Raw genomic sequence first — 24,107 nt, 5'->3', positions numbered from 1 at the left:
CATCTTTTTTACACTTTGTTATTCAGAACCAGCTGGCCATTTCCATCCAGTGGAATTTGCGTGCCCGGGTCTTTATCCATGCGGATTTTGCCCTGCTGATCGCCAATTTTGTACGTCACGTCATAGCCCAGCATTTTTTCCGACTTGTCATAGACGGTTTTGCAGCGCTGCTGAGTCGTGGTGTAGGTATCGTTATCCTGCATCGCACCCTGCACCTGGTTACCGGCATAGCCGCCACCCAGCGCGCCGACCACGGTCGCCACATCTTTACCCCGGCCGCCGCCGAACTGGTGACCAATCACGCCACCCGCTACCGCGCCCAGAACAGAACCGGCAATGCGGTTTTCATCCTGCACCGGACGACGATGCGTCACGGAGACGTTACGGCACTCCTGACGAGGCGTTTTTACCGTTTCTTTAATCGGTGTAGCAGAAACCACCTGCGCATACTGCGGGCCGCGATCTAATACGTTGAGACTGGCAACGGCAGCCACACCTAACGCAGCCGCGACGCCAATCCCTATACCCGCCAACATTGATTTATTCACGGGACTTCCTCCTTTGTTGCTATTGGTAACAATTTTGCAATGGAGGCACGGCTTCGCCAATCAGATAAAGGATCAAAAAAGGACGTTCAGAGGAGATATATTGTATTTAGGAGAACTCTTAAGCACTCGATCTGTGATCTACAGCATGAAATGCTAAAAACTCCCTCCGGAGAGCCCGGAGGGAGTGAAAGATTAGTGCAGCTTCAGACGCGGACGGATCACGCGGTTGATTCTGCCGACCAGCATCATCAGCCCGGTTTTGAAATAGCCGTGCAGCGCAATCTGGTGCATACGATACAGGGAGATATACACGAAGCGGGCAATGCGCCCTTCTACCATCATCGAGCCGCGCATCAGGTTACCCATCAGGCTGCCGACGGTAGAGAAGTTTGACAGAGATACCAGAGAACCATGGTCTTTGTAGACATAGGCCTTCATTGGCTTGCCTTTGTACTGCGCCAGAATGTTGTGCAGGACCAGGCTTGCCATCTGGTGAGCGGCCTGCGCGCGCGGCGGCACAAATCCACCTTCAGGACGCGCGCAGGAGGCACAGTCACCGATAGCAAAGATTTCAGGGTCACGCGTGGTTTGCAGCGTTGGCTCGGTTACCAGCTGGTTAATGCGGTTGGTTTCCAGGCCGCCGATATCTTTCATAAAGTCAGGCGCTTTGATGCCGGCCGCCCAGACCATCAGATCCGCTTTGATATACTCGCCGTCTTTGGTGTGCAGACCGCCTTCGTCGGCGCTGGTCACCATGGTCTGCGTCAGCACCCGCACGCCCAGCTTGGTGAGTTCATTGTGCGCCGCACCGGAAATACGCGGAGGCAGCGCAGGCAGAATGCGTTCACCGGCTTCGACCAGCGTGACGTTCAGCGCTTCATTCGTTAATCCTTTGTAACCGTAGCTGTGCAGCTGCTTCACCGCATTGTGCAGCTCCGCAGACAGCTCAACGCCCGTCGCACCGCCGCCGACAATGGCGATATTTACCTTACCGTTCGCACCCATATTGCTGGTGTACTTCAGGAACAGGTTCAGCATTTCCTGATGGAAACGACGCGCCTGGTGCGGGTTATCGAGGAAGATACAGTGCTCTTTCACGCCCGGCGTGTTGAAGTCGTTGGAGGTACTGCCCAGCGCCATGACCAGCGTGTCATACGCCAGTTTACGCTCGGGAACCAGCAGCTCACCTTTTTCATCACGCAGTTCTGCCAGAGTGATGGTTTTGCTTTCACGGTTGATGTCAACCACCGAGCCCAGCTGGAACTGGAAATGGTGGTTGCGCGCGTGCGCCAGATAGCTGAGCGCGTCCACGCCCTCGTCCAGAGAGCCGGTCGCCACTTCGTGCAGCAGCGGTTTCCACAGGTGGCTGTGGTTACGATCCACGAGCGTGATTTTGGCTTTTTTACCGCGACCCAGCTTCTTACCCAACTGTGTCGCCAGCTCCAGCCCGCCAGCACCACCGCCTACAATCACTATCTTTTTCAATGGCGTAGTCAACGTGACCCCCTCAAATTATTAACCAATTGTTAATTAAAAGTTATAAAAATAACCCTTAATTAACAATAGGTTACAGCACTGAAACCATTCAGGTGCATTGAGAATACCACGTCAGGCGCATTGGTCATACCAAAATTGATATGCATCAAGTTTTGATGGCTTAAAAGTAGACAATTCTGGTCAAAAAGAAAGCCCGGCACGCTTTCACGGCCGGGCTTCGACGCCTGCAGGTAAGGAATTAACCCAGCGTTTTAAATGCTTTGATACGCTGCAGGTGCGGGGAGATGTTTTTGAACTTGTGGGTCTGTTCTTCGTCCCAGACAATTTCGTAATAATGATGCAGCAGCTCTGCCGCCCGGTGACTGTTGAGCGCCTCATCGTTACGCGACAGGATCACCAAACAGCGGTCACGGTTTTTCTCACGAAAATTACTCACGCACTTGGTTGCAATATCGACATACTCTTCCGGGCGGTCAATTTTGCCTTCCATGTTCTCGTTCGGGAACAGGTTAGGATTGAATACCACCTGACGGATGTCGCACAGGAAGCCAATGCGCTCCGCCCAGTAGCCGCCCAGCCCCACGCCGCAGATCAACGGGCGATCGTCGACGTTGAGCTGCAACATCTTGTCCACCTCTTTGAGCAGATGCTGCATATCATGCTTCGGATGGCGCGTGCTGTAGCTGATCAACCGTACATCCGGATCGATAAACTGCAGCTGCAGCACCTTCTCATGATTACCAGGGCTGTTTGAGTCAAAACCGTGTAAATAGATGATCATCGTCTTCTCACCACGCTACGCCTTCCGGGAGGGTTTACAGGCTGGCTTTATGTGCCTGCCAGCGCTCATTCAGGTCTTCAAGCCGGGCGTTGACCGTCTTCCAGCGCGCCGAATCCATCAGCTCCTGACGGCTAAATGAACCTTTATGATACAATTGTGTAACACGCTCAGCATTGATCGGCGACAGGTTATCCAGCACGCTAACGGCACCTTTACGATTATTGCAGACCAGGATCATATCGCAACCTGCATCCAGCGACGCCTGACCGCGTTCAGCGTAGCTGCCCATGATCGCCGCCCCTTCCATCGATAAATCATCAGAGAAGATCACGCCATTGAAGCCCAGCTCCTGACGCAGAACGGTTTTCAGCCAGTGCGGAGAGCCGCTGGCAGGGCGCGGGTCAACGTCGCTATAAATCACGTGCGCAGGCATGATGGCATCCAGCTTGTTGTCAGTGATGAGCGACCTGAACACCGACATATCTTTCGCGCGAATTTCCGCTTCCGGGCGCGGATCGCGAGGGGTCTCTTTGTGCGAGTCCGCCGTAACCGCCCCATGGCCCGGGAAGTGTTTCCCGGTGGTTTTCATCCCGGCATCGTGCATACCGTCGATGAACCGGGTCGCCATGGCAAGCGCAATGCGCGGATCGTCATGGTACGAGCGCTCGCCAATGGCGGCACTGATATGCCCCACGTCCAGAACCGGGGCAAAACTGATGTCGATATCCATGGCAATCATTTCACTGGCCATCAGCCAGCCGGCCTCCTGCGCCAGTTTCCCGCCCTCTTCCGTGCCGAGCAACGCGGCAAAAGACTGGGCTGCCGGCAGGCGGGTAAACCCTTCGCGAAAACGCTGCACGCGTCCGCCTTCCTGATCGACGGCCACAACCAGATGGTTGCGCGACGCGGCGCGGATCTGACGCACCAGCTCACGCAGCTGCGCCGGATCGTGATAGTTGCGGGTAAACAGGATAAGCCCCCCCACCAGCGGATGCGCCAGAATTTCACGCTCCTCCGCATCCAGCTCAAACCCTTCTACATCCAACATGACTGGACCCACATCCACCTCTCTTATCCTTTAGTTTGTAACTGACGCCAGGCATCGTCTGCCAGCGCAATAAATTGTTTGTCTCTGGACTGCCGATAGCGCATTTCAAACCAGCCAGCCATTAACATGACGACCCAGGGCCGCCAGCGTTTGACCTGACGCTTCAGCGCGTCGGCGTTAATGTGTGCCACCTGGGCGTAATCCATGATGAGCATCTGCCGCGCGGCTTCACTCTCCGTCCAGACGGCCGCCAGCTCCAGCGCGACATCGCCATCTCCGGCATATTCCCAGTCGATGAGCCTGATGCCCGCTGACGTATGCACAATATTTCCGGCATGAACATCCATGTGCAGCGGCGAGAGCCGAATCGGCTGCGGCTCGCCCGTTTTATGCAGCCGCTTGAGATGCGCCAGCCACATTGGGGTGCGTCTGTCAGGCGCGGCCTGCAGCCAGTAGCGTTCCAGCAGCGGGTATAACGTGATTCGCCATCCCAGACGTGGCTGCCGGTGCAGATGATACAGCATCGCCGCGAGCACAGGCGTGTCCGGCAGCGCGCTTTTAACATCACCTTCCAGATAGTCGACGGCCATCCAGCCCTGTCTGAAAAAACGAGGGGCAGGCACGAGATCTGACGGTAGACGCCTCAGGGCGCGAAACTGACGACGGAAATGGGAGGCAGGCGCATCGGGGTCATGGTTTTGCCGCAAGACCAGACGTTGTTCGCCCTGCGCTATAATGCAACTCGCGCCGCCAAGCCCGGAATGGGCCTGCGGCGCGATAAAGCGGTACTGAGGAAAATAGCGCGTCAGAATCTCTTCACGCGTGCTGTCATTGTTGCGTAACCGCACCTTTACCTGACCAGATAATTTCGCCTGTCTGAACCAGCATCAGCTGCATCTGCAGGGCTGGTGTATTCACGTTACCGGTGGCGTTAGAGTAAAGCACATACTGTGCGCCAACGTTACGGGCAATACCGATCGCCTTGCTGCGGGTACCGAGGCTATCCTGCGGCGAAAGGCCCAGCTGCTGTTTGGCTACCGCGAGCTGTTGAGCCGAGACCAGCGTAAACTTACCGTTGTTTGCCAGGGCATTGCGCAGTGTTTCCGTCGCTTCACCCGCATTCAGCGAACCGTTGGTACGGTTGTTCACGCTATCAACCAGCAACACGCTACCTGCCGTCACGCCCTGTGCCTGCAGCATTTTGCCGACCATGGGCTGCATTGCGCCGTTCCAGTCGTAATGACGCACGCGCGGCGTGGGTTGCGACGTCTGGTCCGGATGTTCAATCGGGCCTGGCTGTGACGGAATAGACGGCACAGACGGCACGGTTGGCTGCTGCTGCGTTGGCGGCGTCGGCTGTTCAGTGCCCGGTTTCGCCTCTTCCACAGGCGCTGGCTGTTCAGTTCGGGTCACACACCCTGCCAGGAACAGAGCGAAAGCTGTCACGAGCGCATAGCGGCTCAAATTTTTAATCAAGGTTCACCCCTCAGAGATAAAGATAAAGTCTCACCTTATGTGCACCCAGATAGTTGGCGCTGCCATAGAGCGTTACCGACGACCTGGCCGGAATCGTGACGCTGCGAGGCGCCTCCAGCGGATGCATTTCAAGACCTCTTACGTCATACCAGAAAAAACGGTAGTGGACCGTCACGGGCTCATGTCTTTCATTAAAGAGCGTAGAGGAGGCAGATGAGTTGATTTCACTGATAGTCAACGCGGGCTGTTGCGCAGTGATGCCCGCGGCAAGCACGGAGGATTCCATGACCAGCGTCTGTTCATCATTCACGGGGATCGCCGGGCGTGAGCTACACCCAACAATCATCATCGTCATTATCAGCGCTGCAATACGCCCTTTAAGCATGTCAAAGACCTTTATGTGCCAGCATCGGTCCCAGAGGACGTCCACCCAGCAGATGCATGTGAATATGATAAACTTCCTGGCCACCGTGACGGTTGCAGTTCATGATCAGACGATAACCGTCTTGTGCAATGCCTTCCTGTTCAGCGATTTTCGCGGCCACCGTCAGCATACGACCTAACGCCACTTCATGCTCGGTTTTTACGTCGTTTACAGTCGGAATCAGAATATTGGGAATAATAAGGATGTGCGTCGGGGCCTGAGGGGAAATGTCCCGGAAAGCCGTCACCAGTTCATCCTGATAGACGATATCCGACGGAATTTCGCGGCGGATAATTTTACTGAAAATCGTTTCTTCAGCCATGACCTTTTCCTTTTTTGTTTAATCTGGCGCAATGCGTCCGCTGTAAACACACTCCCGGGATCGGTGTGTGACACAATGCAAGAGTATGAGCGAGTTTCTCCTGTCCTTTCAACCTCCTCCCTCGATTTCTTTCCTGAATGTTCATCAGCTGACTGAAGAGTGACCGCTCTTGTGCCTCAGTGGCGTTTTTTAAGACACAAATAAAAAAGGCAGCCATTCGGCTGCCTTAGTCTCCCCAGGTCACAACTTAGTTGCTGCGGATGTACTCATCCATTTCGGTTTTCAGGTTATCGGATTTGGTACCGAAGATTGCCTGTACACCAGAACCTGCAACAACTACGCCCGCTGCGCCCAGTTTTTTCAGACCCGGCTGGTCTACTTTCGCTACGTCGGCAACGCTCACACGCAGACGAGTGATGCACGCGTCCAGGTTAGTGATGTTCTCTTTACCGCCGAACGCTGCGACCAGTGCCGGAGCCATTTCGCTGGTAGCGCCAGCTTTGCTGTCTTCTGTCGCATCTTCACGACCCGGAGTTTTCAGGTCCAGTGCTTTAATCAGCACGCGGAAGATGGTGTAGTAAACAACGGCATAGCACGCACCCACGATAGGGAACAGCCACAGTTTGCTGCTGTTACCGGACAGAACGATGAAGTCGATCAGGCCGTGAGAGAAGGACGTACCGTCACGCATACCCAGCAGGATACAGATTGGGAACGCCAGGCCCGCCAGAATCGCGTGGATAACGTACAGGATCGGCGCAACGAACATGAAGGAGAACTCGATCGGCTCGGTGATACCGGTCAGGAACGAGGTCAGCGCTGCGGAGATCATGATACCGCCCACTTTTGCACGGTTCTCTGGCTTAGCAGAGTGCCAGATAGCAATCGCCGCTGCTGGCAGACCGTACATTTTGAACAGGAAGCCACCAGACAGTTTACCTGCAGTTGGGTCGCCCGCCATGTAACGTGGGATATCGCCGTGGAATACCTGGCCTGCTGCGTTGGTGAATTCACCAATCTGCATCTGGAAAGGAACGTTCCAGATGTGGTGCAGACCGAATGGCACCAGGCAACGCTCGATGAAGCCGTAGATACCAAACGCCACGACCGGGTTCTGGTAAGCAGCCCACTGAGAGAAGGTCTGGATAGCAGAGCCAATTGGTGGCCAGATGAAGGACAGGATCACGCCAGTGAAAATCGCTGCCAGACCAGAAATGATCGGAACGAAACGCTTGCCCGCAAAGAAGCCCAGATACTCAGGCAGCTTGATGCGATAGAAGCGGTTAAACATATACGCTGCAATCGCACCGGAGATGATACCGCCCAGAACACCGGTGTCTGCCAGGTGTTTCGCGGCGATCTCTTCTGCCGGTAAATGCAGAACCAGCGGCGCAACCACAGCCATGGTTTTCACCATGATGCCGTAGGCAACCACTGCAGCCAGCGCAGAAACGCCGTCGTTATTGGTGAAGCCCAGAGCCACACCGATCGCGAAGATCAGTGGCATGTTAGCAAAGACAGAACCGCCTGCTTCGGCCATCACGTGGGACACTACGGCTGGCAGCCAGCTGAAGTTAGCAGAACCGACACCCAGCAGGATACCTGCGATAGGCAGTACGGATACTGGCAGCATCAGCGATTTACCGACCTTTTGCAGGTTAGCAAATGCATTCTTAAACATAATTGAGAGTGCTCCTGAGTATTTGTGCTTTTTTTACGCTTTCACGCATTGGCCCGGGGGGAGTACCGTGCCGTGGACAGGACATCTAAGCGCCCTTTATTTATTACACAGAGTAAAATAATTCCCTCTGAGTTTGTTTGACGGCTATCACGTTTCAGCTTAAGGCGGTCGAAAAACTTTCAGTTATTTACAAAAAGCATGTCCGGATGTGTCTAAAAACATCCTCACCGCCCCAAATGAGGCGGTGAACTTTACTCGCTTTACTTATTAATTACGAGCCTAAAAAAAACAGGTGTATCAGACAGATTGCAGGCGGGCGGGGTCAATATGGAACAGCGCGGAGAAGTTTTCCGTCGTCACGCGGGCCAGCTCATCGATGCTGACGCCCTTCAGTACGGCCATGTACTCGGCCACGTCTCGCGTCATCGCCGGTTGGTTTTCTTTACCGCGATGCGGTACCGGGGCCAAATACGGAGAGTCTGTCTCCACCAGAATGCGATCGAGCGGAACATAACGCGCGGCATCCCGGAGCTGCTCAGCGTTACGGAACGTCACGATCCCCGAAAACGAGATATAAAATCCCAAATCAAGCAGTTTACCCGCCGTTTCTCTGTCTTCTGTGAAACAGTGTAGTACGCCACCGCAATCCGTCACGTTTTCTTCCCGGAGGATCGCCAGCGTATCCGCACGTGCATCGCGGGTGTGGACGATAACCGGCTTATTAAGTTCACGGCCAATGCGAATATGGTTGCGGAAGGACTCCTGCTGGCGAGATTTGGTTTCCGGCGTGTAAAAATAGTCCAGCCCGGTTTCGCCCATCGCCACCACGCCCTCTTCTGCTGCCAGGCGGCGAAGATCCTCAACGTCGTAGACCTCGTCCTGATTCAACGGGTGCACGCCGCAGGAGAACACCACGTTATCGCGAACGCCCACCAGCTCACGCATGGAGCGATAGCCCGGCAGCGTCGTCGCCACCGCAAGGCAAAATTTCACATCGCGGGCAGCGGCTTTTGCCAGCACGTCATCCACGTTTTTATGCAGGGATTGATAATCCAGGCCATCAAGATGGCAGTGTGAGTCGACTAAAAACATAATGTCTCTCTCAGAGATGGGAAACAGGCGGTGTGACGCCGGGTTGCAGGTAATGTTCGATACGCAGTAACTGGTCGGTCAGTAAAAGCTCGCGATTAAGCCCCGTCACGGTTAAAAGCTGTTCACGGCTTTGGCAAATTTCATGAAGCATAGCGTGAAGAACCGTCCCTGAGAGGCGGTTCGCCAGCGTATTCACCAGCGCCCACGCATCCGGGTTGGTTAGAAGCGTTGCCCCTTGCTGGATTTTGAGCGCATCCAGCAGCAAGGAGGCCAGCCAGTGCAGCCGATCAACGGCCCGCTCGCTGTTAAGCGCAGGCAGTAAACTTAGCCAGTCGTGGTTATTCAGTGCCGTTTCGATGGCACGGCAGAGCGTTTCTCGCTCTGACCAGACGTCAGGCTGCAGTAATGCCAGCGCCGCCGCAGGCGCGCCGCTGCTCAGGCGCAAGGCGGACAGCGCGCTCTCAGGTGACGTTGTCACCTCTCGTTCCAGCCAGCTCAGCGCCCACGATTCCTGAGGAACCGCAAGGTGATGAAGACGACAGCGGCTACGCAGCGTCGCCAGTAATCGTCCCGGATCGCGGCACGAGAGGAAAAACCACGTTTTCACCGGTGGCTCTTCCAGGGTTTTCAGCAGGGCATTAGCGGCCGCCTCGGTCAGCTGCGTGGCGTCTTTAAGCCAGACCACTTTAGCGCCGCCCAGCCGCGCGTGTTCATACAATTTTTCACTGACTTCCCGCACGGCATCGATACCCAGCGCGCTTTTACCCTTCTCAGGCTCAAGGGTGTAGTAGTCAGGATGTGTACCCGCCTGCATCAGCTGGCAGCCGCGGCATTTGCCGCAGCTCTTATGCCCTTCCGGCTGCTGGCACATCAGAAAACGGGTGATGGCATAAATCAACGCGTCATCGCCCATTCCCGGCAATGCCTGAATCAGTAACGCATGATGCCCCCGCCCCGCCTGATAGCTGCCGATCAGCTGTTCAAAGTGCGGGCGCAACCATGGATACCATTTCATGCCTGCTGCTCCTGCATCCACTGCGTCACGGTTTGCTGAATGTCACGCGTGACGTCGTCCAGGGATTGCGTCGCATCGATGGTACAAATTGAGCTGTCCTGTGCGGCCAGTTCAAGATAGCGCGCACGGGTGCGGTTAAAGAAATCAAACGACTCTTGTTCTATGCGGTCCAGCTCGCCGCGCGCGCGGGCACGCTTGAGGCCCACTTCCGGGGTTACATCCAGATAGAGCGTCAGGTCGGGGCGAAAATCTCCCAGTACGGCATTACGCAGCGTTGCCAGCATGGTCTGGTCGATGCCGCGTCCGCCGCCCTGATACGCCTGAGTCGACAGATCGTGACGGTCACCGATCACCCACTTACCCTCGGCCAGGGCGGGTTTGATCACCGTCTCAACCAGCTGCACGCGCGCCGCGTAGAACATCAGCACTTCGGCTTTGTCAGTGATAACTTCGTCGCCGACGGATTTAATATCCAGCACCAGGCAGCGCAGCTTTTCAGCCAGCTGCGTGCCGCCCGGCTCACGGGTAAACACCATGTCCGCCACGCCAAGTGATTTGAGCGTATCCACTACCACGTTGCGGGCAGTGGTTTTACCCGCCCCTTCAAGTCCCTCAATGACAATGTATTTACTGCGCATTTTTTTCCTTAAGTGCCTTCAGATAGTCCTGAACAGAGCGGTTGTGGCTGGCAAGGTTGGTGTTAAAGGTGTGCCCCCCTTTTCCATCAGCCACAAAATAGAGATACGGTGTTTTAGCCGGATGCGCGGCTGCTTTTAGCGACGCCTCGCTCGGCGTGGCAATCGGGCCTGGCGGTAAACCGCTAATCACGTAGGTATTATACGCCGTTGGCGTCTCCAGATCTTTTCGTGAGATCTTGCCGGCGTAGCTCTCGCCCATGCCGTAGATAACGGTAGGATCGGTTTGCAGACGCATGCCGATACGCAGGCGGTTGATAAACACCGACGCCACCCGATCGCGCTCGGCGGCAACGGCGGTCTCTTTCTCAATGATCGAGGCCATGGTTACGAACTGGTTCTGATCGCTGTAAGGCAATCCTTCCATTCGCCCCTGCCAGGCGGCATCCACTGCGGCGACCATTTTTTTGTACGCCCGCTTAAGGATGGCCACATCGGTCGTGCCTGCCGTGTACATCCAGGTGTCTGGCCAGAACCAGCCTTCCACCCATTCCGGATGCTCAAGCTTCAGCGCTTCTGCTACCGTCTGATAGCTATCGTCTTTTAACGTATGTTTGATATACGGCGCATCGCGCAGCTGTTTAAGGTAATCGCTCAGGCGCATCCCTTCCACAAATCGCAGAGGGAACTGGGCTTCTTTGCCGCTTTCGAGCAGCTGCAGCATCTCTCTGACGGTCATTCCTGGCGTAAAGCGATAGGTGCCGGCTTTGAAATGTGACAGCTCAGGCTCCACGCGCAATAGCCACTGGAATACCCGCGGACGATTAATAATCTTGTCGCCATAGAGCTGTTCCCCAAGCGCCTGACGGCCGGTTCCCGCTTTCAGGGTAAAGATCGTTTCGTCTTTAACCAGGATCTTGCTGTCCGCCAGCTGGCGTACTTTCCATACGCCTGCTCCGCCAGCGATGCCCAGCGCGACGATGAGGATAAGGACAAAGCGCAACATTTTTTTCATGACTATCTGATTTGCTCACATATCGGGGCTAAAAACTGAAACAGCTCGCGCGAGGACCAGCGTTGTTGGCCATACGCACGGACGGGTACAACAGGCATCAGCGCGTTGCAGATGATGACTTCATCTGCGGCCTTTAGTGCGGTTTCTCCTGCACTAACTTCGACAACGCGAAAGTCAGAGCGTGCCAGCTGTTCCAGACAAAACTGACGCATTAACCCATTTACGCCAGCGTGTTCCAGCGACGGAGTGAACACTTCTCCCCCCTGCCGCCAGAATAAATTAGCCGCACAGCATTCCGTAATGAACCCTTCGCTGTCAAGAACCAGCGCCTCATCGGCGTCCGTCTGTTCAAGATGAGTACGAATGAGCACCTGCTCCAGGCGATTGAGATGCTTAAGCCCGGCCAGCATCGGGTTTCGTCCCAGTCGCACCGGGCTCAGCGTTAGCGTGACGCCGTCTTCTCGCCAGCGAGAGTAATGCGCGGGATAAGCTGATACGGAGAGGATTCGCGTTGGGTTGAGACACGATGCAGCGCTATAACCCCGGCCACCACTACCGCGGCTGATAATGACTTTGAGTACACCGCTGTCCTTCTCCGTAGCCAGCTGGCACATTTCCTGACGCAGCATGTCCCAGTGCGTAAAAGGGATCATTAGCTTTTCACAGCCATGCTGCAGGCGTCGAATATGCGCCTCCAGCAGGCAGACATCGCCATCCAGAATGCGCGCCGTCGTAAAGCAACCATCACCGAACTGTATTGCCCTGTCGCTGGCAGGCAGCGTGTCCTGCTCAAGGCCATTGATTAAAAACATGGTGGCTCCTTATGCGTGGACGTTTAGTCTGGCAGGATGTCATGCAGCCGACAAGAAGATTAGCCTTAATAAAAAAGGCCCGGCAAGCGGACCTTTTTAAAAGCTATCGGGACGTCAGGATCAGATCTTTTTGAAGATCAGAGAACCGTTGGTGCCGCCGAAGCCGAAGGAGTTACACAGGGTGTACTCCATACCGCTAACCTGACGCGCTTCGTGAGGAACGAAGTCCAGATCGCAACCTTCATCCGGGTTATCCAGGTTGATGGTTGGCGGAACAGCCTGATCGCGCAGCGCAAGGATAGAGTAGATAGACTCTACTGCACCCGCCGCGCCCAGCAGGTGACCGGTCATGGACTTCGTGGAGCTCACCAGTACGCGGCTGGCAGACTCGCCGAAGATAGACTTAACCGCCTGAGCTTCAGCTTTATCGCCTGCAGGAGTAGACGTGCCGTGCGCGTTAACATAGCCAATCTGAGCCGGGGTAATACCCGCATCACGGATTGCGTTTTCCATCGCCAGCGCAGCACCTGCACCGTTCTCCGGAGGAGACGTCATGTGGTACGCATCGCTGCTCATACCAAAGCCAACGACTTCAGCATAAATTTTCGCACCGCGTTTTTTCGCGTGTTCGTACTCTTCCAGTACGATCATGCCCGCCCCGTCGCCCAGCACGAAGCCGTCACGGTCTTTATCCCACGGACGGCTTGCCGCCTGCGGGTTATCATTACGGGTAGACAGCGCACGGGCTGCGCCGAAACCGCCAACACCCAGCGGGGTACTGGCTTTTTCAGCACCGCCGGCAACCATAGCATCTGCATCGCCGTACGCAATAATGCGCGCGGCCTGGCCGATGTTATGTACGCCAGACGTACAGGCGGTCGCGATAGAAATGCTTGGCCCACGCAGGCCGAACATGATGGTCAGGTGACCCGCCACCATATTAACAATCGTGGACGGAACGAAGAACGGGCTGATCTTACGCGGGCCGCCATTCATCAGAGATGTATGGTTTTCCTCGATCAGGCCAAGGCCGCCAATCCCGGAGCCGATAGCGGCGCCGATACGGGTTGCGTTCTCTTCCGTAATCTCAAGGCCAGAATCCTGCATGGCCTGAACGCCAGCGACAATTCCATATTGAATGAAGGCATCCATCTTGCGCTGTTCTTTGCGCGAGATGATCTCTTCACAGTTAAAATCCTTTACTAAGCCAGCAAATTTCGTTGCATAGGCGCTAGTATCGAAATGGTCGATTAGGCTGATGCCGCTCTGACCGGCAAGGAGAGCTTTCCAGGTGGACTCTACGGTATTGCCGACAGGAGACAACATGCCAAGTCCGGTCACAACTACACGACGCTTAGACACGTTTGTCCTCCAGGGAGGGATAAAAAAAGAGATTCGTGGGACTAAAAAAGATAAAACTCAGGCGGTCGAATGACCGCCTGGAGATGTTCACTTACGCCTGGTGACCGTTGATGTAATCAATGGCAGCCTGAACGGTGGTGATCTTCTCAGCTTCTTCGTCCGGAATCTCAGTATCAAACTCTTCTTCCAGAGCCATTACCAGCTCAACGGTGTCAAGAGAATCTGCGCCCAGGTCTTCAACGAAGGAAGCGGAGTTCACAACTTCTTCCTGCTTAACGCCCAGCTGTTCGCCGATAATTTTCTTAACGCGTTCTTCGATAGTGCTCATACTCTTAAATTTCCTATCAAAACTCGCTTTCGCGATGGTTTTCGTAGTGTATAAAATGTTGAAAAATTTGCAACTAAATCCCGGCAGTTCTTACCACGATTTTACGTTATTTTGAGGCCTTTTACCCAAATAACGCAAATTTTTTTATCGTGGTTAAACCATATACATCCCGCCGTTGACGTGGAGGGTCTCACCAGTGATGTAACCCGCTTCGTCAGAGGCTAAAAATGCAACCGCACTGGCGATTTCTTTAGGGTCGCCAAGACGACCCGCCGGAACTGCCGCCAGCGTACCCGCACGCTGCTCATCAGTCAGCGCACGCGTCATGTCCGTTTCAATAAAGCCCGGAGCAACAACGTTTACCGTAATACCGCGGGACGCAACTTCACGCGCCAGCGACTTACTGAAACCAATCAGACCTGCTTTCGCCGCAGCGTAGTTAGCCTGACCAGCATTTCCCATGGTACCTACCACAGAACCGACAGTGATAATACGACCATGACGCTTTTTCATCATAGCGCGCATTACCGCTTTTGACAGACGGAATACAGATGACAGGTTGGTTTCGATGATATCGTTCCACTCGTCGTCTTTCATTCGCATTAACAGGTTATCGCGAGTGATCCCGGCATTGTTTACCAGAATATCCACTTCGCCAAACTCTGCGCGAATATTTTCCAGAACAGATTCGATAGATGCAGGTTCAGTCACATTCAGTACCAGACCTTTACCGTTTGCACCCAGATACTCGCTGATGGCCTGAGCGCCATTCTCGCTGGTTGCTGTACCAATCACCTTCGCGCCGCGCGCAACCAGTGTTTCAGCAATTGCACGCCCGATACCGCGGCTTGCGCCAGTGACCAGGGCGATTTTTCCTTCAAAACTCATGGTATTCCTCTTTTATTGCGAGAGTGCCGCTGACATCGCTTCCGGCTCGTTAATCGCCGAGGCTGTCAGGGTGTCAACAATACGTTTTGTCAGACCGGTGAGGACTTTACCTGGGCCGACTTCATACAGATGCTCAACGCCCTGTGCGGCCATAAACTCAACGGTTTTGGTCCACTGTACCGGGCTATAGAGCTGGCGAACCAGTGCGTCACGGATAGCTTCCGGCGCGGTTTCGCATTTCACATCGACATTGTTCACGACAGAAATCGTCGGTGCGTTAAAGGTAATTTTTTCCAGCTCAACCGCCAGCTTCTCGGCAGCAGGCTTCATCAGCGCGCAGTGAGACGGCACGCTGACAGGCAGCGGCAGCGCACGCTTAGCGCCCGCTGCTTTACAGGCCGCACCGGCACGCTCAACCGCTTCTTTATGGCCTGCGATAACCACCTGACCCGGCGAGTTGAAGTTCACCGGCGAGACAACCTGGCCTTCAGCAGATTCTTCACACGCTTTTGCAATTGCAGCATCATCCAGACCGATAATGGCAGACATGCCGCCCGTGCCTTCCGGCACCGCTTCCTGCATGAATTTACCGCGCAGTTCCACCAGACGTACCGCGTCAGCAAACGCGATCACGCCGGCGCACACCAGCGCAGAGTATTCACCCAGGCTATGGCCGGCAAGCAGCGCTGGCGCTTTACCGCCCTGCTGCTGCCAGACGCGCCACAGCGCAACAGATGCGGTCAGCAGCGCTGGCTGGGTCTGCCAGGTTTTGTTCAGCTCTTCGGCCGGCCCCTGCTGGGTCAGCGCCCATAAATCATAACCCAGTGCATCAGAAGCTTCACGGAAAGTCTCTTCAATGACCGGATAGTTTGCTGCCATTTCAGACAACATCCCAACGGTTTGAGAGCCCTGGCCCGGGAACACAAAAGCAAATTGCGTCATTTTTTATTCCTTATCCTAGAAACGAACCAGCGCGGAACCCCAGGTGAACCCGCCACCGAAGGCTTCAAGCAAGACCAGCTGGCCCCGTTTGATTCGTCCATCGCGTACCGCTTCATCAAATGCGCACGGTACCGACGCCGCAGAAGTGTTGCCGTGACGATCCAGGGTCACAACAACGTTATCCATCGACATGCCCAGCTTTTTCGCGGTCGCGCTGATGATGCGCAGGTTCGCCTGATGCGGCACCAGCCAGTCGAGCGAGGAACGCTCAAGGTTATTCGCTTCCAGCGTTTCATCAACGATGTGTGCCAGCTCAGTCACCGCCACCTTGAACACCTCGTTCCCTGCCATGGTCAGGTAAATCGAGTTGTCCGGATTAACGCGATCGGCGTTAGGCAGAGTCAACAGCTCGCCGTAGCTGCCATCAGCATGCAGATGCGTAGAGATGATACCCGGCTCTTCGGACTGCCCCAGCAGCACCGCGCCTGCGCCATCACCAAAAATAATGATCGTTCCGCGATCGGTTGGATCGCAGGTGCGCGCCAGCACGTCAGCACCGATCACCAGCGCATATTTAACGGCACCGGATTTCACGTACTGATCGGCAACGCTCAGCGCATAGGTGAAGCCTGCGCACGCTGCAGCGACGTCAAACGCCGGACAGCCTTTAATGCCGAGCATGTTTTGCACCTGGCACGCTGCACTTGGGAATGCATGCGTGGCAGACGTCGTGGCGACCACGATCAAACCAATCTGTTCTTTATCAATGCCCGCCATTTCGATAGCACGCTGTGCGGCTTCGTAACCCATGGTCGACACGGTTTCGTCTGGCGCGGCAATACGACGTTCACGGATACCTGTGCGCGTGACAATCCACTCGTCAGACGTATCTACCATTTTTTCCAGATCGGCGTTGGTACGCACTTGTTTTGGCAGGTAGCTGCCGGTACCTAAAATCTTCGTATACATGTACGCTCAGTCACTTTTAGCTAATACAGATTCCAGGCGAGCGGCAATCCGCTGAGGGACTTGTCGCTGCACCGCCTGCACTGCCTGTTCAATCGCGACAGCAAATGCTCGCTGATTGGCGGCGCCATGACTCTTAATCACGATGCCGCGCAATCCTAACAGACAGGCGCCATTATACTGGTCGGGGTTGAGGTGACTGAATCGCCGCGTCAGGCTCTTTTGTAGCCAACGCTTCAATAAAATGAGCCACCAGGCGCTTTTTTTGCCTTCTCCCTGAGATTTCAGCAGAGAAAGAAACATGCGCACAACCCCTTCCATGGTCTTCAACGTGACGTTTCCGGTGAAGCCATCGCACACCAGAACATCCGTTTTCCCCGTCAACAACTCATTGGCTTCGAGATAACCAATATAGTTGATGGAGGGAACCTGTTTGAGCAATTCAGCCGCTTCGCGAATGCTGTCCAGGCCTTTGGTCTCTTCTTCACCAATGTTCAGTAACGCAACACGGGGAGTGTTGATCCCGACAACTTCTTCTGCCAGCACCGATCCCATCACGGCAAACTGTGCCAGCATAGTACTATCACAGTCGACGTTAGCGCCTAAATCGAGCACCACCGTCTTGCCCTTCTGCTGATGCGGTAATACCGTCACCAGCGCCGGGCGCTCAATACCTTCAATAGGTTTGAGCAGTAATTTCGACAGCCCCATCAGCGCGCCGGTATTCCCCGCGCTAACGCAAGCCTGGGCTCGCCCTTCTTTCACCAACTCCAGCGCTATCCGCATAGAGCTGCCACGACTATTGCGAATAGCCTGCGAGGGTCGGGCATCACTGGCAATAACTGACTGCGCAGGAATAATCTGCAGACGCGAACGTTGTTCAAAGTCAGCTTTTGCGAGTAATGGCGTGATTGCGTCGGGATTGCCGACTAAAAGAAGTGTGAGTTGCGAATTAGAATTCAGTGCCTGCAATGCTGCAGGCACTGTCACGGAAGGGCCAAAATCTCCCCCCATGACATCTAACGCCAGGGTTAGACGTGTCAAGGTATCGTCGCAGCCTGGTTCGGTAAATTCCCCGTTTACACGGGGAAATCCTCACTAAGCCTAATCACGCTTGCGCGTGATTACTTAGTGATAACCTTGCGGCCGCGGTAGAAACCGTCAGCGGTGATGTGGTGACGCAGGTGTTTCTCACCAGAAGTCTTGTCTACAGACAGGCTGGTAACTGCGGTCAGCGCGTCATGGGAACGACGCATGCCACGTTTGGAACGGGTTGGTTTATTCTGTTGTACGGCCATGGACCTTACTCCTCAATTACTTACGCTTTAAGCTGGCTAATACGGCAAATGGGTTTGGTTTTTGCGCTTCATCAGGCAGTTCCCCAAAGACCATGTCCGCCTCGGACACTTCACAGTGTTCAGAATCATGCACCGGAACTACTGGCAAGGTGAGGATGATTTCATCTTCAACCAGAGCCAGAAGATCGATTTCACCGAATTCGTTAACCTCAATCGGCTCATACGCTTCCGGGAGTGCTTCAGCCTGTTCGTCAGAACGGACCGGACTGAAACAATACGTTGTGTGAACATGCTGTACAAACGGTTTCCCGCAACGCTGACACTCGAGCGTTACCGTTACCTTCGCATCACCGGTTAAAACGGCGAGACGCTGGTTGTCGATAGCGAACGACATGGAGCATTCTACATCACTGTCCACACTGACTACGGATTCGGCAATACGCTCAGCCTGATCGGAAGTATAGATACCTTCATAATCGAGACGTTTTTGAGCCGTACGAACCGGATCAAGAGTCAGGGGTAATTTTACCTTTTGCATAGGGCGCGCATATTAACTTTGTAACGTCATAGAGTCAAAGAAAAAGGCAACCAGAGCTGCCTTTTGCCAATTATTCGCACACATTGCGGCCTGTAGTTTAAAATGGCTGGCATCGATACGCTATATCTGGTGATAAAAATATGCCAAATCTCGTCCTTGCTTCCACGTCTCCCTATCGCCGAATGTTGCTGGAAAAGCTCGGGATCCCGTTTGAATGCGCCGCGCCAGAGGTTGATGAGACGCCACAGCCGGGTGAATCACCGCGTCATCTGGTGACGCGTCTCGCTAAAGAGAAAGCGCAGTCGCTGGCCGCACGTTACCCCGCACATTTGATTATAGGCTCCGATCAGGTTTGCGTACTGGACGGCGAAATCACCGGCAAGCCCCATACGGAGGAGAACGCCTGCCAGCAACTTCTGCGTGCACGAGGCAGTATCGTGACCTTTTATACCGGCCTGGCGCTTTACAACTCCGCTTCCGGTCATCTGCAAACTGAATGCGAACCGTTCGACGTGCACTTCCGCCATCTCAGCGAGCAGGAGATTATGGATTACGTGCGCTGCGAACGTCCGCTGAACTGCGCAGGAAGCTTTAAAAGTGAAGGCTTGGGGATTGCGCTTTTCGACAAGCTGGACGGTCGGGATCCCAACACCCTGGTGGGGTTACCGCTAATTGCCCTGTGTCAGATGTTACGACGAGAAGAGAGTAATCCGCTGACGATGTGACTGGAACGTTGCGGCCTGATGCCCTCACCCGCCCCTCTCCCACTGGGAGAGGGAGGAAGGCAAATCAGCCGCGCAGAACCTTAAGACAGCGTTTCAGCTGCTCATCCAGCGGCGCTTCAATACGGATCACTTCACCCGTATTAGGATGGGTAAACTTCAGCGCTGCCGCATGCAGGAACAGACGCGACAGCCCCGTTCCCGCCAGCTGCTTATCAAACTCGCGGTCGCCATAGCGGTCATCAAACGCAATTGGATGCCCTGCAAACTGCGTATGCACGCGGATCTGGTGGGTGCGGCCGGTCACCGGACTACAGCGCACCAGCGTGGCAAACTCATAGCGCTCTTCAACCTTAAAGCGCGTCTCAGACGGTTTCCCTTCCTGGCTCACGCGGACAATACGCTCACCGCTTTGCAGAATGTTCTTTAGCAGCGGCGCCTGCACCACTTTTACATGGGACTGCCACTGGCCGCGCACCAGCGCCAGATAGTCTTTCTGCATCCCTTTTTCACGCAGCTGTTCATGCAGAGAACGCAGCGCGGAACGCTTTTTCGCCACCAGCAGTACGCCAGAGGTGTCGCGGTCAAGACGATGCACCAGTTCAAGGAAGCGCGCTTCCGGGCGCAGGGCACGCAGCCCTTCAATCACGCCGAAGCTCAGACCGCTACCGCCATGAACAGCCGTCCCTGACGGTTTATTCAGCACCAGAATGTGGTCGTCTTCATAAAGGATCACATCGCTCAGGGCCGCCACTTTCTGTAGCTTCGGTGAAACGGTCTCTTCCTCACGCTCTGCCACGCGCACCGGTGGAATACGAACTTCGTCACCGGCTTCGAGTTTGTACTCGGGCTTCACGCGTTTTTTGTTAACCCGCACCTCACCCTTACGCAGAATGCGGTAAATCATGCTCTTTGGCACCCCTTTTAGCTGGGTGCGCAAAAAGTTATCGATACGCTGCCCCGCTTCATCTTCGGCGATGGCAACCATTTTTACGGCTGGAGTCTCTGTTTTCATGGTTGGCGATTCTAAATATCGTCAGCCATTAGCGCCACTCATTTTTCTATGCTTATATTTACTTTTATCCGGCCTGCTACCCGTTTCGCGCAACCGATTTGGTGGTTATTAAACCAATCTCCATTCTGAAGTGAAGAAACTGTGAGTAACCGGGTGATAATTGGTAAAAGTCATCTTGCTATAACCCGGCGAGCAGTGGAATAATGAGGCTGTTTTCCGTGTTAAATCCTGGTTAAGTAAGGATGTTGACGGAATGACCAATTTTGTCTGACCGATCATCCACGCAGCAATGGCGTAAGACGTATTGATCTTTCAGGCAGTTAGCGGGCTGCGGGTTGCAGTACTTCCCGGTATAAGGATTGTTCTCTGGAGAGTTCTACCCAGACAATTCCCCTGATAATTGCGCTGTGTTTCCGTATGAAATACAGGCAACCGACACTCTGCGCCTCTTAAGCGAGCGACAACCGTGAGGTTGGCGACGTGAACAGACACGAGGCCATCGGTTCATACCCCGGAAAGCGTCACCTTGCCCGCAGCTTTGTCGTCAATGTAAGAATAACGAGTAAGTTACGATGAAAAGAATGTTAATCAACGCAACTCAGCAAGAAGAGTTGCGTGTCGCCCTTGTGGATGGGCAGCGCCTGTACGATCTGGATATCGAAAGTCCTGGACACGAACAGAAAAAAGCGAACATTTACAAAGGTAAAATCACCCGCATTGAACCAAGCCTTGAAGCTGCATTTGTCGATTACGGTGCTGAGCGTCATGGTTTCCTCCCTCTGAAAGAAATTGCCCGCGAATATTTCCCTGCAAACTACAACGCCCATGGCCGCCCAAACATCAAAGATGTGCTGCGTGAAGGTCAGGAAGTTATCGTTCAGATTGATAAAGAAGAGCGTGGCAACAAAGGTGCCGCACTAACAACCTTTATCAGCCTGGCAGGGAGCTATCTGGTTCTGATGCCAAACAACCCGCGTGCGGGTGGCATCTCTCGCCGTATCGAAGGTGATGACCGTACCGAGCTGAAAGAAGCGCTGGCAAGCCTCGAGCTGCCTGATGGCATGGGGCTTATCGTGCGTACCGCAGGCGTTGGCAAATCCGCCGAAGCGCTGCAGTGGGACCTGAGCTTCCGTCTGAAGCACTGGGAAGCCATTCAGAAAGCAGCGGAAAGCCGCCCTGCTCCGTTCCTGATCCACCAGGAAAGCAACGTTATCGTGCGTGCCTTCCGTGACTACCTGCGTCAGGACATCGGTGAGATTCTGATCGATAACCCGAAAGTGCTTGAGCTGGCTCGCCAGCACATTGCCGCGCTGGGTCGTCCGGATTTCACCAGCAAAATTAAACTGTACACCGGCGAAATCCCACTGTTCAGCCACTATCAGATCGAATCCCAGATTGAGTCCGCCTTCCAGCGCGAAGTACGTCTGCCATCCGGCGGTTCTATCGTTATTGATACCACTGAAGCGCTGACCGCTATCGACATCAACTCCGCGCGTGCAACTCGCGGTGGCGATATCGAAGAGACTGCTTTCAACACTAACCTCGAAGCCGCTGATGAAATCGCCCGCCAGCTCCGCCTGCGCGACCTGGGTGGTCTGATTGTTATCGACTTCATCGACATGACCCCTGTTCGCCACCAGCGTGCGGTTGAAAACCGTCTGCGCGAAGCGGTGCGTCAGGACAGAGCGCGTATCCAGATTAGCCATATCTCACGCTTTGGCCTGCTGGAGATGTCCCGTCAGCGTCTGAGCCCGTCACTCGGTGAGTCCAGCCATCACGTTTGTCCGCGCTGCTCCGGCACCGGTACCGTACGCGATAACGAATCTCTGTCCCTCTCTATTCTGCGTCTGATTGAAGAAGAAGCGCTGAAAGAGAACACCAAAGAGGTTCACGCGATTGTTCCTGTGCCAATTGCCTCCTACCTACTGAACGAAAAACGTGCAGCAGTAAGTGCAATTGAAGCTCGTCAGGGCGGCGTTCGCTGCATTATCGTACCAAACGATCAGATGGAAACCCCGCACTACCACGTGCTGCGTGTCCGTAAAGGCGAAGAGACGTCAACGCTCAGCTACCTGCTGCCGAAGCTGCATGAAGAAGAGATGGCCCTGCCGTCCGATGAAGAGCCAGCCGAGCGCAAGCTGCCTGAGCAGCCTGCGTTAGCGACCTTCATCATGCCTGAAGCACCGCCTGAAGCAGCCCTGGAAAAACCGGCGGCCAAACCTGCGGCTCAGAAACCAGAAGCAACGGCAGCGAAAGCCCAGCCGGCCCAGCCGGGTCTGCTGAGCCGCTTCTTTGGCGCGCTGAAGAAGATGTTTGCCGGTGAGGAAGTTCAGCCTGAGCAGCCGAAAGAAGAGCCAAAAGCGGCCAAGCCTGAGCGTCAGCAGGACCGCCGTAAGCGTCAGAACAACCGCCGCGACCGTAACGACCGCAGCGAGCGCAATGACCGCAGCGAGCGTCGTGACAACCGTGATAACCGCTCTGAGAATAACGAAGGCCGTGAGCAACGCGAAGACAACCGTCGCAACCGTCGCGAGAAACAGCAGCAGAATGTTGAAGATCGTGAAATTCGCCAGCAGGCGGGCGATGAGTCTGAGAAGAGCAAACAGCGTGACGACCAGCAGCCGCGCCGTGAACGCAACCGTCGCCGTAACGACGAGAAGCGTCAGGCACAGCAGGAAGTCAAAAACCTGAACCGCGAAGAGCCTGTTGAACAGCAGGACGGCGAGCAGGAAGAACGTACTCAGGTAATGCCACGTCGTAAGCAGCGCCAGCTTGCTCAGAAAGTTCGTTTCGCCTCCGAAGCAACCGAAGAGTCAGCAATTGTCCCGGTTGAAACCCGCGAGAGCGCAGCCGGTACTCAGCTTGCAAAAGTTGACCTGCCAGCCGTCGTTGATAACAACGTTGAGCAGGATGATAACGGTGAAAACCGTGATAACGCCGGCATGCCGCGCCGTTCACGTCGTTCCCCACGTCATCTGCGCGTCAGCGGCCAGCGCCGTCGTCGCTATCGTGACGAGCGTTACCCAACTCAGTCGCCAATGCCGCTGACCATAGCCTGTGCTTCACCAGAAATGGCCTCCGGCAAAGTCTGGATCCGCTACCCGGTAGCGCGTCCGGAGCAGGTTGTTGAAGAACAGCCAGTAACCGAAGAGGTTATTGCACCTGCGGCAGCGGTAGAAGAGGTCGTGACTGAAGCGGCAACCGTGGTGGAACCTCAGGCTGTTGAAACTGCAGCCCCTCAGGTAGCTGAAGTCGAAACCACGCATCCGGAAGTGATTGCAGCGCCGGTTGATGCCGCACCGCAGCTTATTGCTGAAGAAGATGTCGTGGTGGCTGAGGAAATCGCTGAAGAGGCTGAACCTGTAGCCGCAGTGGAAGACACCGCTGAAGCCATTGTCGAAACTACCACTGAAGAAGTCATTCAGGACGTTGAGATTCAGGTTGAGCCGGTTGTTGAAGAACCGAAAGCGCCTGAAGTGAAACCAGAGCCGGTTGTTTCTGCGCCAGCCGCTGCCCACGTGGCGACAGCACCAATGACGCGCGCTCCGGCGCCGGATTACGTGCCTGAAGCACCGCGTCACAGCGATTGGGTTCGCCCGGCATTCAGCTTCGAAGGTAAAGGCGCAGCCGGTGGCCACAGTGCAACGCATCAGGCGACTGCACCTGCAACGCGTCCGCAGTCTGTCGAATAACGACAAACGA

At 54.9% G+C, this 24,107-nt stretch carries 25 protein-coding genes; 2 read left to right on the top strand and 23 right to left on the bottom strand.

The features are described 5' to 3' along the window. Window positions 1-8: 8 nt before the first annotated feature. The 22 genes from F0319_RS04230 to yceD form a co-directional block, all read right to left on the bottom strand. Window positions 9-548: a glycine zipper 2TM domain-containing protein gene (locus F0319_RS04230; protein WP_008500779.1), complete on the bottom strand. Its 540-nt coding sequence runs from the start codon at window positions 546-548 to the stop codon at window positions 9-11. 192 nt (window positions 549-740) lie between these two features. After that, the gene (locus F0319_RS04225; protein WP_127730402.1) at window positions 741-2,045 is read right to left on the bottom strand and encodes an NAD(P)/FAD-dependent oxidoreductase; all 1,305 of its coding nucleotides are present in this window, start codon (window positions 2,043-2,045) and stop codon (window positions 741-743) included. A 238-nt stretch (window positions 2,046-2,283) separates the two neighbouring features. Then, complete coding sequence (gene ycfP, locus F0319_RS04220) at window positions 2,284-2,826, bottom strand: alpha/beta hydrolase YcfP (protein WP_008500781.1); 543 nt, start codon at window positions 2,824-2,826, stop codon at window positions 2,284-2,286. Window positions 2,827-2,860: 34 nt separating this feature from the next. After that, the gene (gene nagZ, locus F0319_RS04215) at window positions 2,861-3,886 is read right to left on the bottom strand and encodes a beta-N-acetylhexosaminidase (protein WP_032655375.1); all 1,026 of its coding nucleotides are present in this window, start codon (window positions 3,884-3,886) and stop codon (window positions 2,861-2,863) included. Between the two features lie 11 nt (window positions 3,887-3,897). Beyond that, on the bottom strand, window positions 3,898-4,722 hold the full coding sequence (gene thiK, locus F0319_RS04210; protein WP_149366337.1) for a thiamine kinase: 825 nt from the start codon (window positions 4,720-4,722) through the stop codon (window positions 3,898-3,900). Beyond that, window positions 4,703-5,347: a penicillin-binding protein activator LpoB gene (lpoB, locus tag F0319_RS04205; RefSeq protein WP_197737691.1), complete on the bottom strand. Its 645-nt coding sequence runs from the start codon at window positions 5,345-5,347 to the stop codon at window positions 4,703-4,705. Before lpoB ends, thiK begins: the two co-directional genes overlap by 20 nt. Window positions 5,348-5,360: 13 nt before the next feature. Next, complete coding sequence (locus tag F0319_RS04200; protein WP_111965547.1) at window positions 5,361-5,735, bottom strand: YcfL family putative periplasmic lipoprotein; 375 nt, start codon at window positions 5,733-5,735, stop codon at window positions 5,361-5,363. Window position 5,736: 1 nt separating this feature from the next. Next, window positions 5,737-6,096 (bottom strand): purine nucleoside phosphoramidase, encoded by a 360-nt coding sequence (hinT, locus tag F0319_RS04195; RefSeq protein WP_014069796.1) that lies wholly within the window; start codon window positions 6,094-6,096, stop codon window positions 5,737-5,739. A 247-nt stretch (window positions 6,097-6,343) separates the two neighbouring features. Then, entirely contained in the window at window positions 6,344-7,777 is a 1,434-nt protein-coding gene (ptsG, locus tag F0319_RS04190; protein ID WP_023311158.1) for a PTS glucose transporter subunit IIBC, read from the bottom strand. 297 nt (window positions 7,778-8,074) lie between these two features. Then, window positions 8,075-8,869 (bottom strand): metal-dependent hydrolase, encoded by a 795-nt coding sequence (locus F0319_RS04185; RefSeq protein WP_149366336.1) that lies wholly within the window; start codon window positions 8,867-8,869, stop codon window positions 8,075-8,077. 10 nt (window positions 8,870-8,879) lie between these two features. Then, complete coding sequence (gene holB / locus F0319_RS04180; RefSeq protein WP_111965545.1) at window positions 8,880-9,884, bottom strand: DNA polymerase III subunit delta'; 1,005 nt, start codon at window positions 9,882-9,884, stop codon at window positions 8,880-8,882. After that, a complete protein-coding gene (tmk, locus tag F0319_RS04175) occupies window positions 9,881-10,522 on the bottom strand; it encodes a dTMP kinase (RefSeq protein ID WP_149366335.1) in 642 nt (213 codons plus the stop codon). Before tmk ends, holB begins: the two co-directional genes overlap by 4 nt. Beyond that, a complete protein-coding gene (gene yceG / locus F0319_RS04170) occupies window positions 10,512-11,534 on the bottom strand; it encodes a cell division protein YceG (protein ID WP_149366334.1) in 1,023 nt (340 codons plus the stop codon). The genes tmk and yceG overlap by 11 nt, the downstream gene beginning before the upstream one ends. A gap of 2 nt (window positions 11,535-11,536) precedes the next feature. Then, window positions 11,537-12,346: an aminodeoxychorismate lyase gene (pabC, locus tag F0319_RS04165; RefSeq protein WP_149366333.1), complete on the bottom strand. Its 810-nt coding sequence runs from the start codon at window positions 12,344-12,346 to the stop codon at window positions 11,537-11,539. Window positions 12,347-12,466: 120 nt separating this feature from the next. Continuing rightward, the gene (gene fabF, locus F0319_RS04160) at window positions 12,467-13,708 is read right to left on the bottom strand and encodes a beta-ketoacyl-ACP synthase II (RefSeq protein ID WP_032639670.1); all 1,242 of its coding nucleotides are present in this window, start codon (window positions 13,706-13,708) and stop codon (window positions 12,467-12,469) included. Between the two features lie 91 nt (window positions 13,709-13,799). Further along, window positions 13,800-14,036 carry an acyl carrier protein gene (acpP, locus tag F0319_RS04155; RefSeq protein WP_003857954.1) on the bottom strand — a complete coding sequence of 79 codons (237 nt, stop codon included), beginning with the start codon at window positions 14,034-14,036 and terminating at the stop codon, window positions 13,800-13,802. A gap of 153 nt (window positions 14,037-14,189) precedes the next feature. Continuing rightward, window positions 14,190-14,924: a 3-oxoacyl-ACP reductase FabG gene (gene fabG / locus F0319_RS04150; RefSeq protein ID WP_008500795.1), complete on the bottom strand. Its 735-nt coding sequence runs from the start codon at window positions 14,922-14,924 to the stop codon at window positions 14,190-14,192. Between the two features lie 12 nt (window positions 14,925-14,936). Continuing rightward, on the bottom strand, window positions 14,937-15,866 hold the full coding sequence (fabD, locus tag F0319_RS04145; RefSeq protein WP_111965541.1) for an ACP S-malonyltransferase: 930 nt from the start codon (window positions 15,864-15,866) through the stop codon (window positions 14,937-14,939). Window positions 15,867-15,881: 15 nt separating this feature from the next. Further along, window positions 15,882-16,835 carry a beta-ketoacyl-ACP synthase III gene (locus F0319_RS04140; RefSeq protein ID WP_115874729.1) on the bottom strand — a complete coding sequence of 318 codons (954 nt, stop codon included), beginning with the start codon at window positions 16,833-16,835 and terminating at the stop codon, window positions 15,882-15,884. Window positions 16,836-16,841: 6 nt separating this feature from the next. Beyond that, the gene (gene plsX / locus F0319_RS04135) at window positions 16,842-17,876 is read right to left on the bottom strand and encodes a phosphate acyltransferase PlsX (RefSeq protein ID WP_060568787.1); all 1,035 of its coding nucleotides are present in this window, start codon (window positions 17,874-17,876) and stop codon (window positions 16,842-16,844) included. An 80-nt stretch (window positions 17,877-17,956) separates the two neighbouring features. Next, window positions 17,957-18,130, bottom strand: coding sequence for a 50S ribosomal protein L32 (gene rpmF, locus F0319_RS04130; protein WP_003857964.1), 174 nt, complete (start codon window positions 18,128-18,130; stop codon window positions 17,957-17,959). A 16-nt stretch (window positions 18,131-18,146) separates the two neighbouring features. Further along, window positions 18,147-18,668 (bottom strand): 23S rRNA accumulation protein YceD, encoded by a 522-nt coding sequence (gene yceD / locus F0319_RS04125; protein WP_014883375.1) that lies wholly within the window; start codon window positions 18,666-18,668, stop codon window positions 18,147-18,149. A 140-nt stretch (window positions 18,669-18,808) separates the two neighbouring features. On the opposite strand from yceD, the gene F0319_RS04120 reads away from it, so the two are divergent. Next, complete coding sequence (locus F0319_RS04120; RefSeq protein ID WP_149366332.1) at window positions 18,809-19,393, top strand: Maf family protein; 585 nt, start codon at window positions 18,809-18,811, stop codon at window positions 19,391-19,393. Between the two features lie 64 nt (window positions 19,394-19,457). Here the strand turns inward: F0319_RS04120 and rluC are convergent, their stop codons facing one another. Next, window positions 19,458-20,405 (bottom strand): 23S rRNA pseudouridine(955/2504/2580) synthase RluC, encoded by a 948-nt coding sequence (gene rluC / locus F0319_RS04115; RefSeq protein ID WP_021240761.1) that lies wholly within the window; start codon window positions 20,403-20,405, stop codon window positions 19,458-19,460. A 572-nt stretch (window positions 20,406-20,977) separates the two neighbouring features. Here rluC and rne point away from each other — a divergent pair. Beyond that, window positions 20,978-24,097, top strand: a complete 3,120-nt coding sequence (gene rne / locus F0319_RS04110; RefSeq protein WP_149366331.1) for a ribonuclease E — start codon at window positions 20,978-20,980, stop codon at window positions 24,095-24,097. Window positions 24,098-24,107: the final 10 nt, after the last annotated feature.

The sequence above is a fragment of the Enterobacter vonholyi genome (assembly GCF_008364555.1).
GTDB lineage: Bacteria > Pseudomonadota > Gammaproteobacteria > Enterobacterales > Enterobacteriaceae > Enterobacter > Enterobacter vonholyi.
Note: the sequence above shows the minus strand (reverse complement) of the source record. Positions and strands in the feature narration are given on the sequence as shown.

Bases quoted from the DNA above. Each gene is read 5' to 3' on its own strand.
- ycfP (WP_008500781.1), bottom strand. From the start codon at position 2,826: ATGATCATCTATTTACACGGTTTTGACTCAAACAGCCCTGGTAATCAT.
- F0319_RS04200 (WP_111965547.1), bottom strand. From the start codon at position 5,735: ATGCTTAAAGGGCGTATTGCAGCGCTGATAATGACGATGATGATTGTT.
- hinT (WP_014069796.1), bottom strand. From the start codon at position 6,096: ATGGCTGAAGAAACGATTTTCAGTAAAATTATCCGCCGCGAAATTCCG.
- ptsG (WP_023311158.1), bottom strand. From the start codon at position 7,777: ATGTTTAAGAATGCATTTGCTAACCTGCAAAAGGTCGGTAAATCGCTG.
- F0319_RS04185 (WP_149366336.1), bottom strand. From the start codon at position 8,869: ATGTTTTTAGTCGACTCACACTGCCATCTTGATGGCCTGGATTATCAA.
- holB (WP_111965545.1), bottom strand. From the start codon at position 9,884: ATGAAATGGTATCCATGGTTGCGCCCGCACTTTGAACAGCTGATCGGC.
- tmk (WP_149366335.1), bottom strand. From the start codon at position 10,522: ATGCGCAGTAAATACATTGTCATTGAGGGACTTGAAGGGGCGGGTAAA.
- yceG (WP_149366334.1), bottom strand. From the start codon at position 11,534: ATGAAAAAAATGTTGCGCTTTGTCCTTATCCTCATCGTCGCGCTGGGC.
- pabC (WP_149366333.1), bottom strand. From the start codon at position 12,346: ATGTTTTTAATCAATGGCCTTGAGCAGGACACGCTGCCTGCCAGCGAC.
- acpP (WP_003857954.1), bottom strand. From the start codon at position 14,036: ATGAGCACTATCGAAGAACGCGTTAAGAAAATTATCGGCGAACAGCTG.
- fabG (WP_008500795.1), bottom strand. From the start codon at position 14,924: ATGAGTTTTGAAGGAAAAATCGCCCTGGTCACTGGCGCAAGCCGCGGT.
- fabD (WP_111965541.1), bottom strand. From the start codon at position 15,866: ATGACGCAATTTGCTTTTGTGTTCCCGGGCCAGGGCTCTCAAACCGTT.
- F0319_RS04140 (WP_115874729.1), bottom strand. From the start codon at position 16,835: ATGTATACGAAGATTTTAGGTACCGGCAGCTACCTGCCAAAACAAGTG.
- rpmF (WP_003857964.1), bottom strand. From the start codon at position 18,130: ATGGCCGTACAACAGAATAAACCAACCCGTTCCAAACGTGGCATGCGT.
- yceD (WP_014883375.1), bottom strand. From the start codon at position 18,668: ATGCAAAAGGTAAAATTACCCCTGACTCTTGATCCGGTTCGTACGGCT.
- F0319_RS04120 (WP_149366332.1), top strand. From the start codon at position 18,809: ATGCCAAATCTCGTCCTTGCTTCCACGTCTCCCTATCGCCGAATGTTG.
- rluC (WP_021240761.1), bottom strand. From the start codon at position 20,405: ATGAAAACAGAGACTCCAGCCGTAAAAATGGTTGCCATCGCCGAAGAT.
- rne (WP_149366331.1), top strand. From the start codon at position 20,978: ATGAAAAGAATGTTAATCAACGCAACTCAGCAAGAAGAGTTGCGTGTC.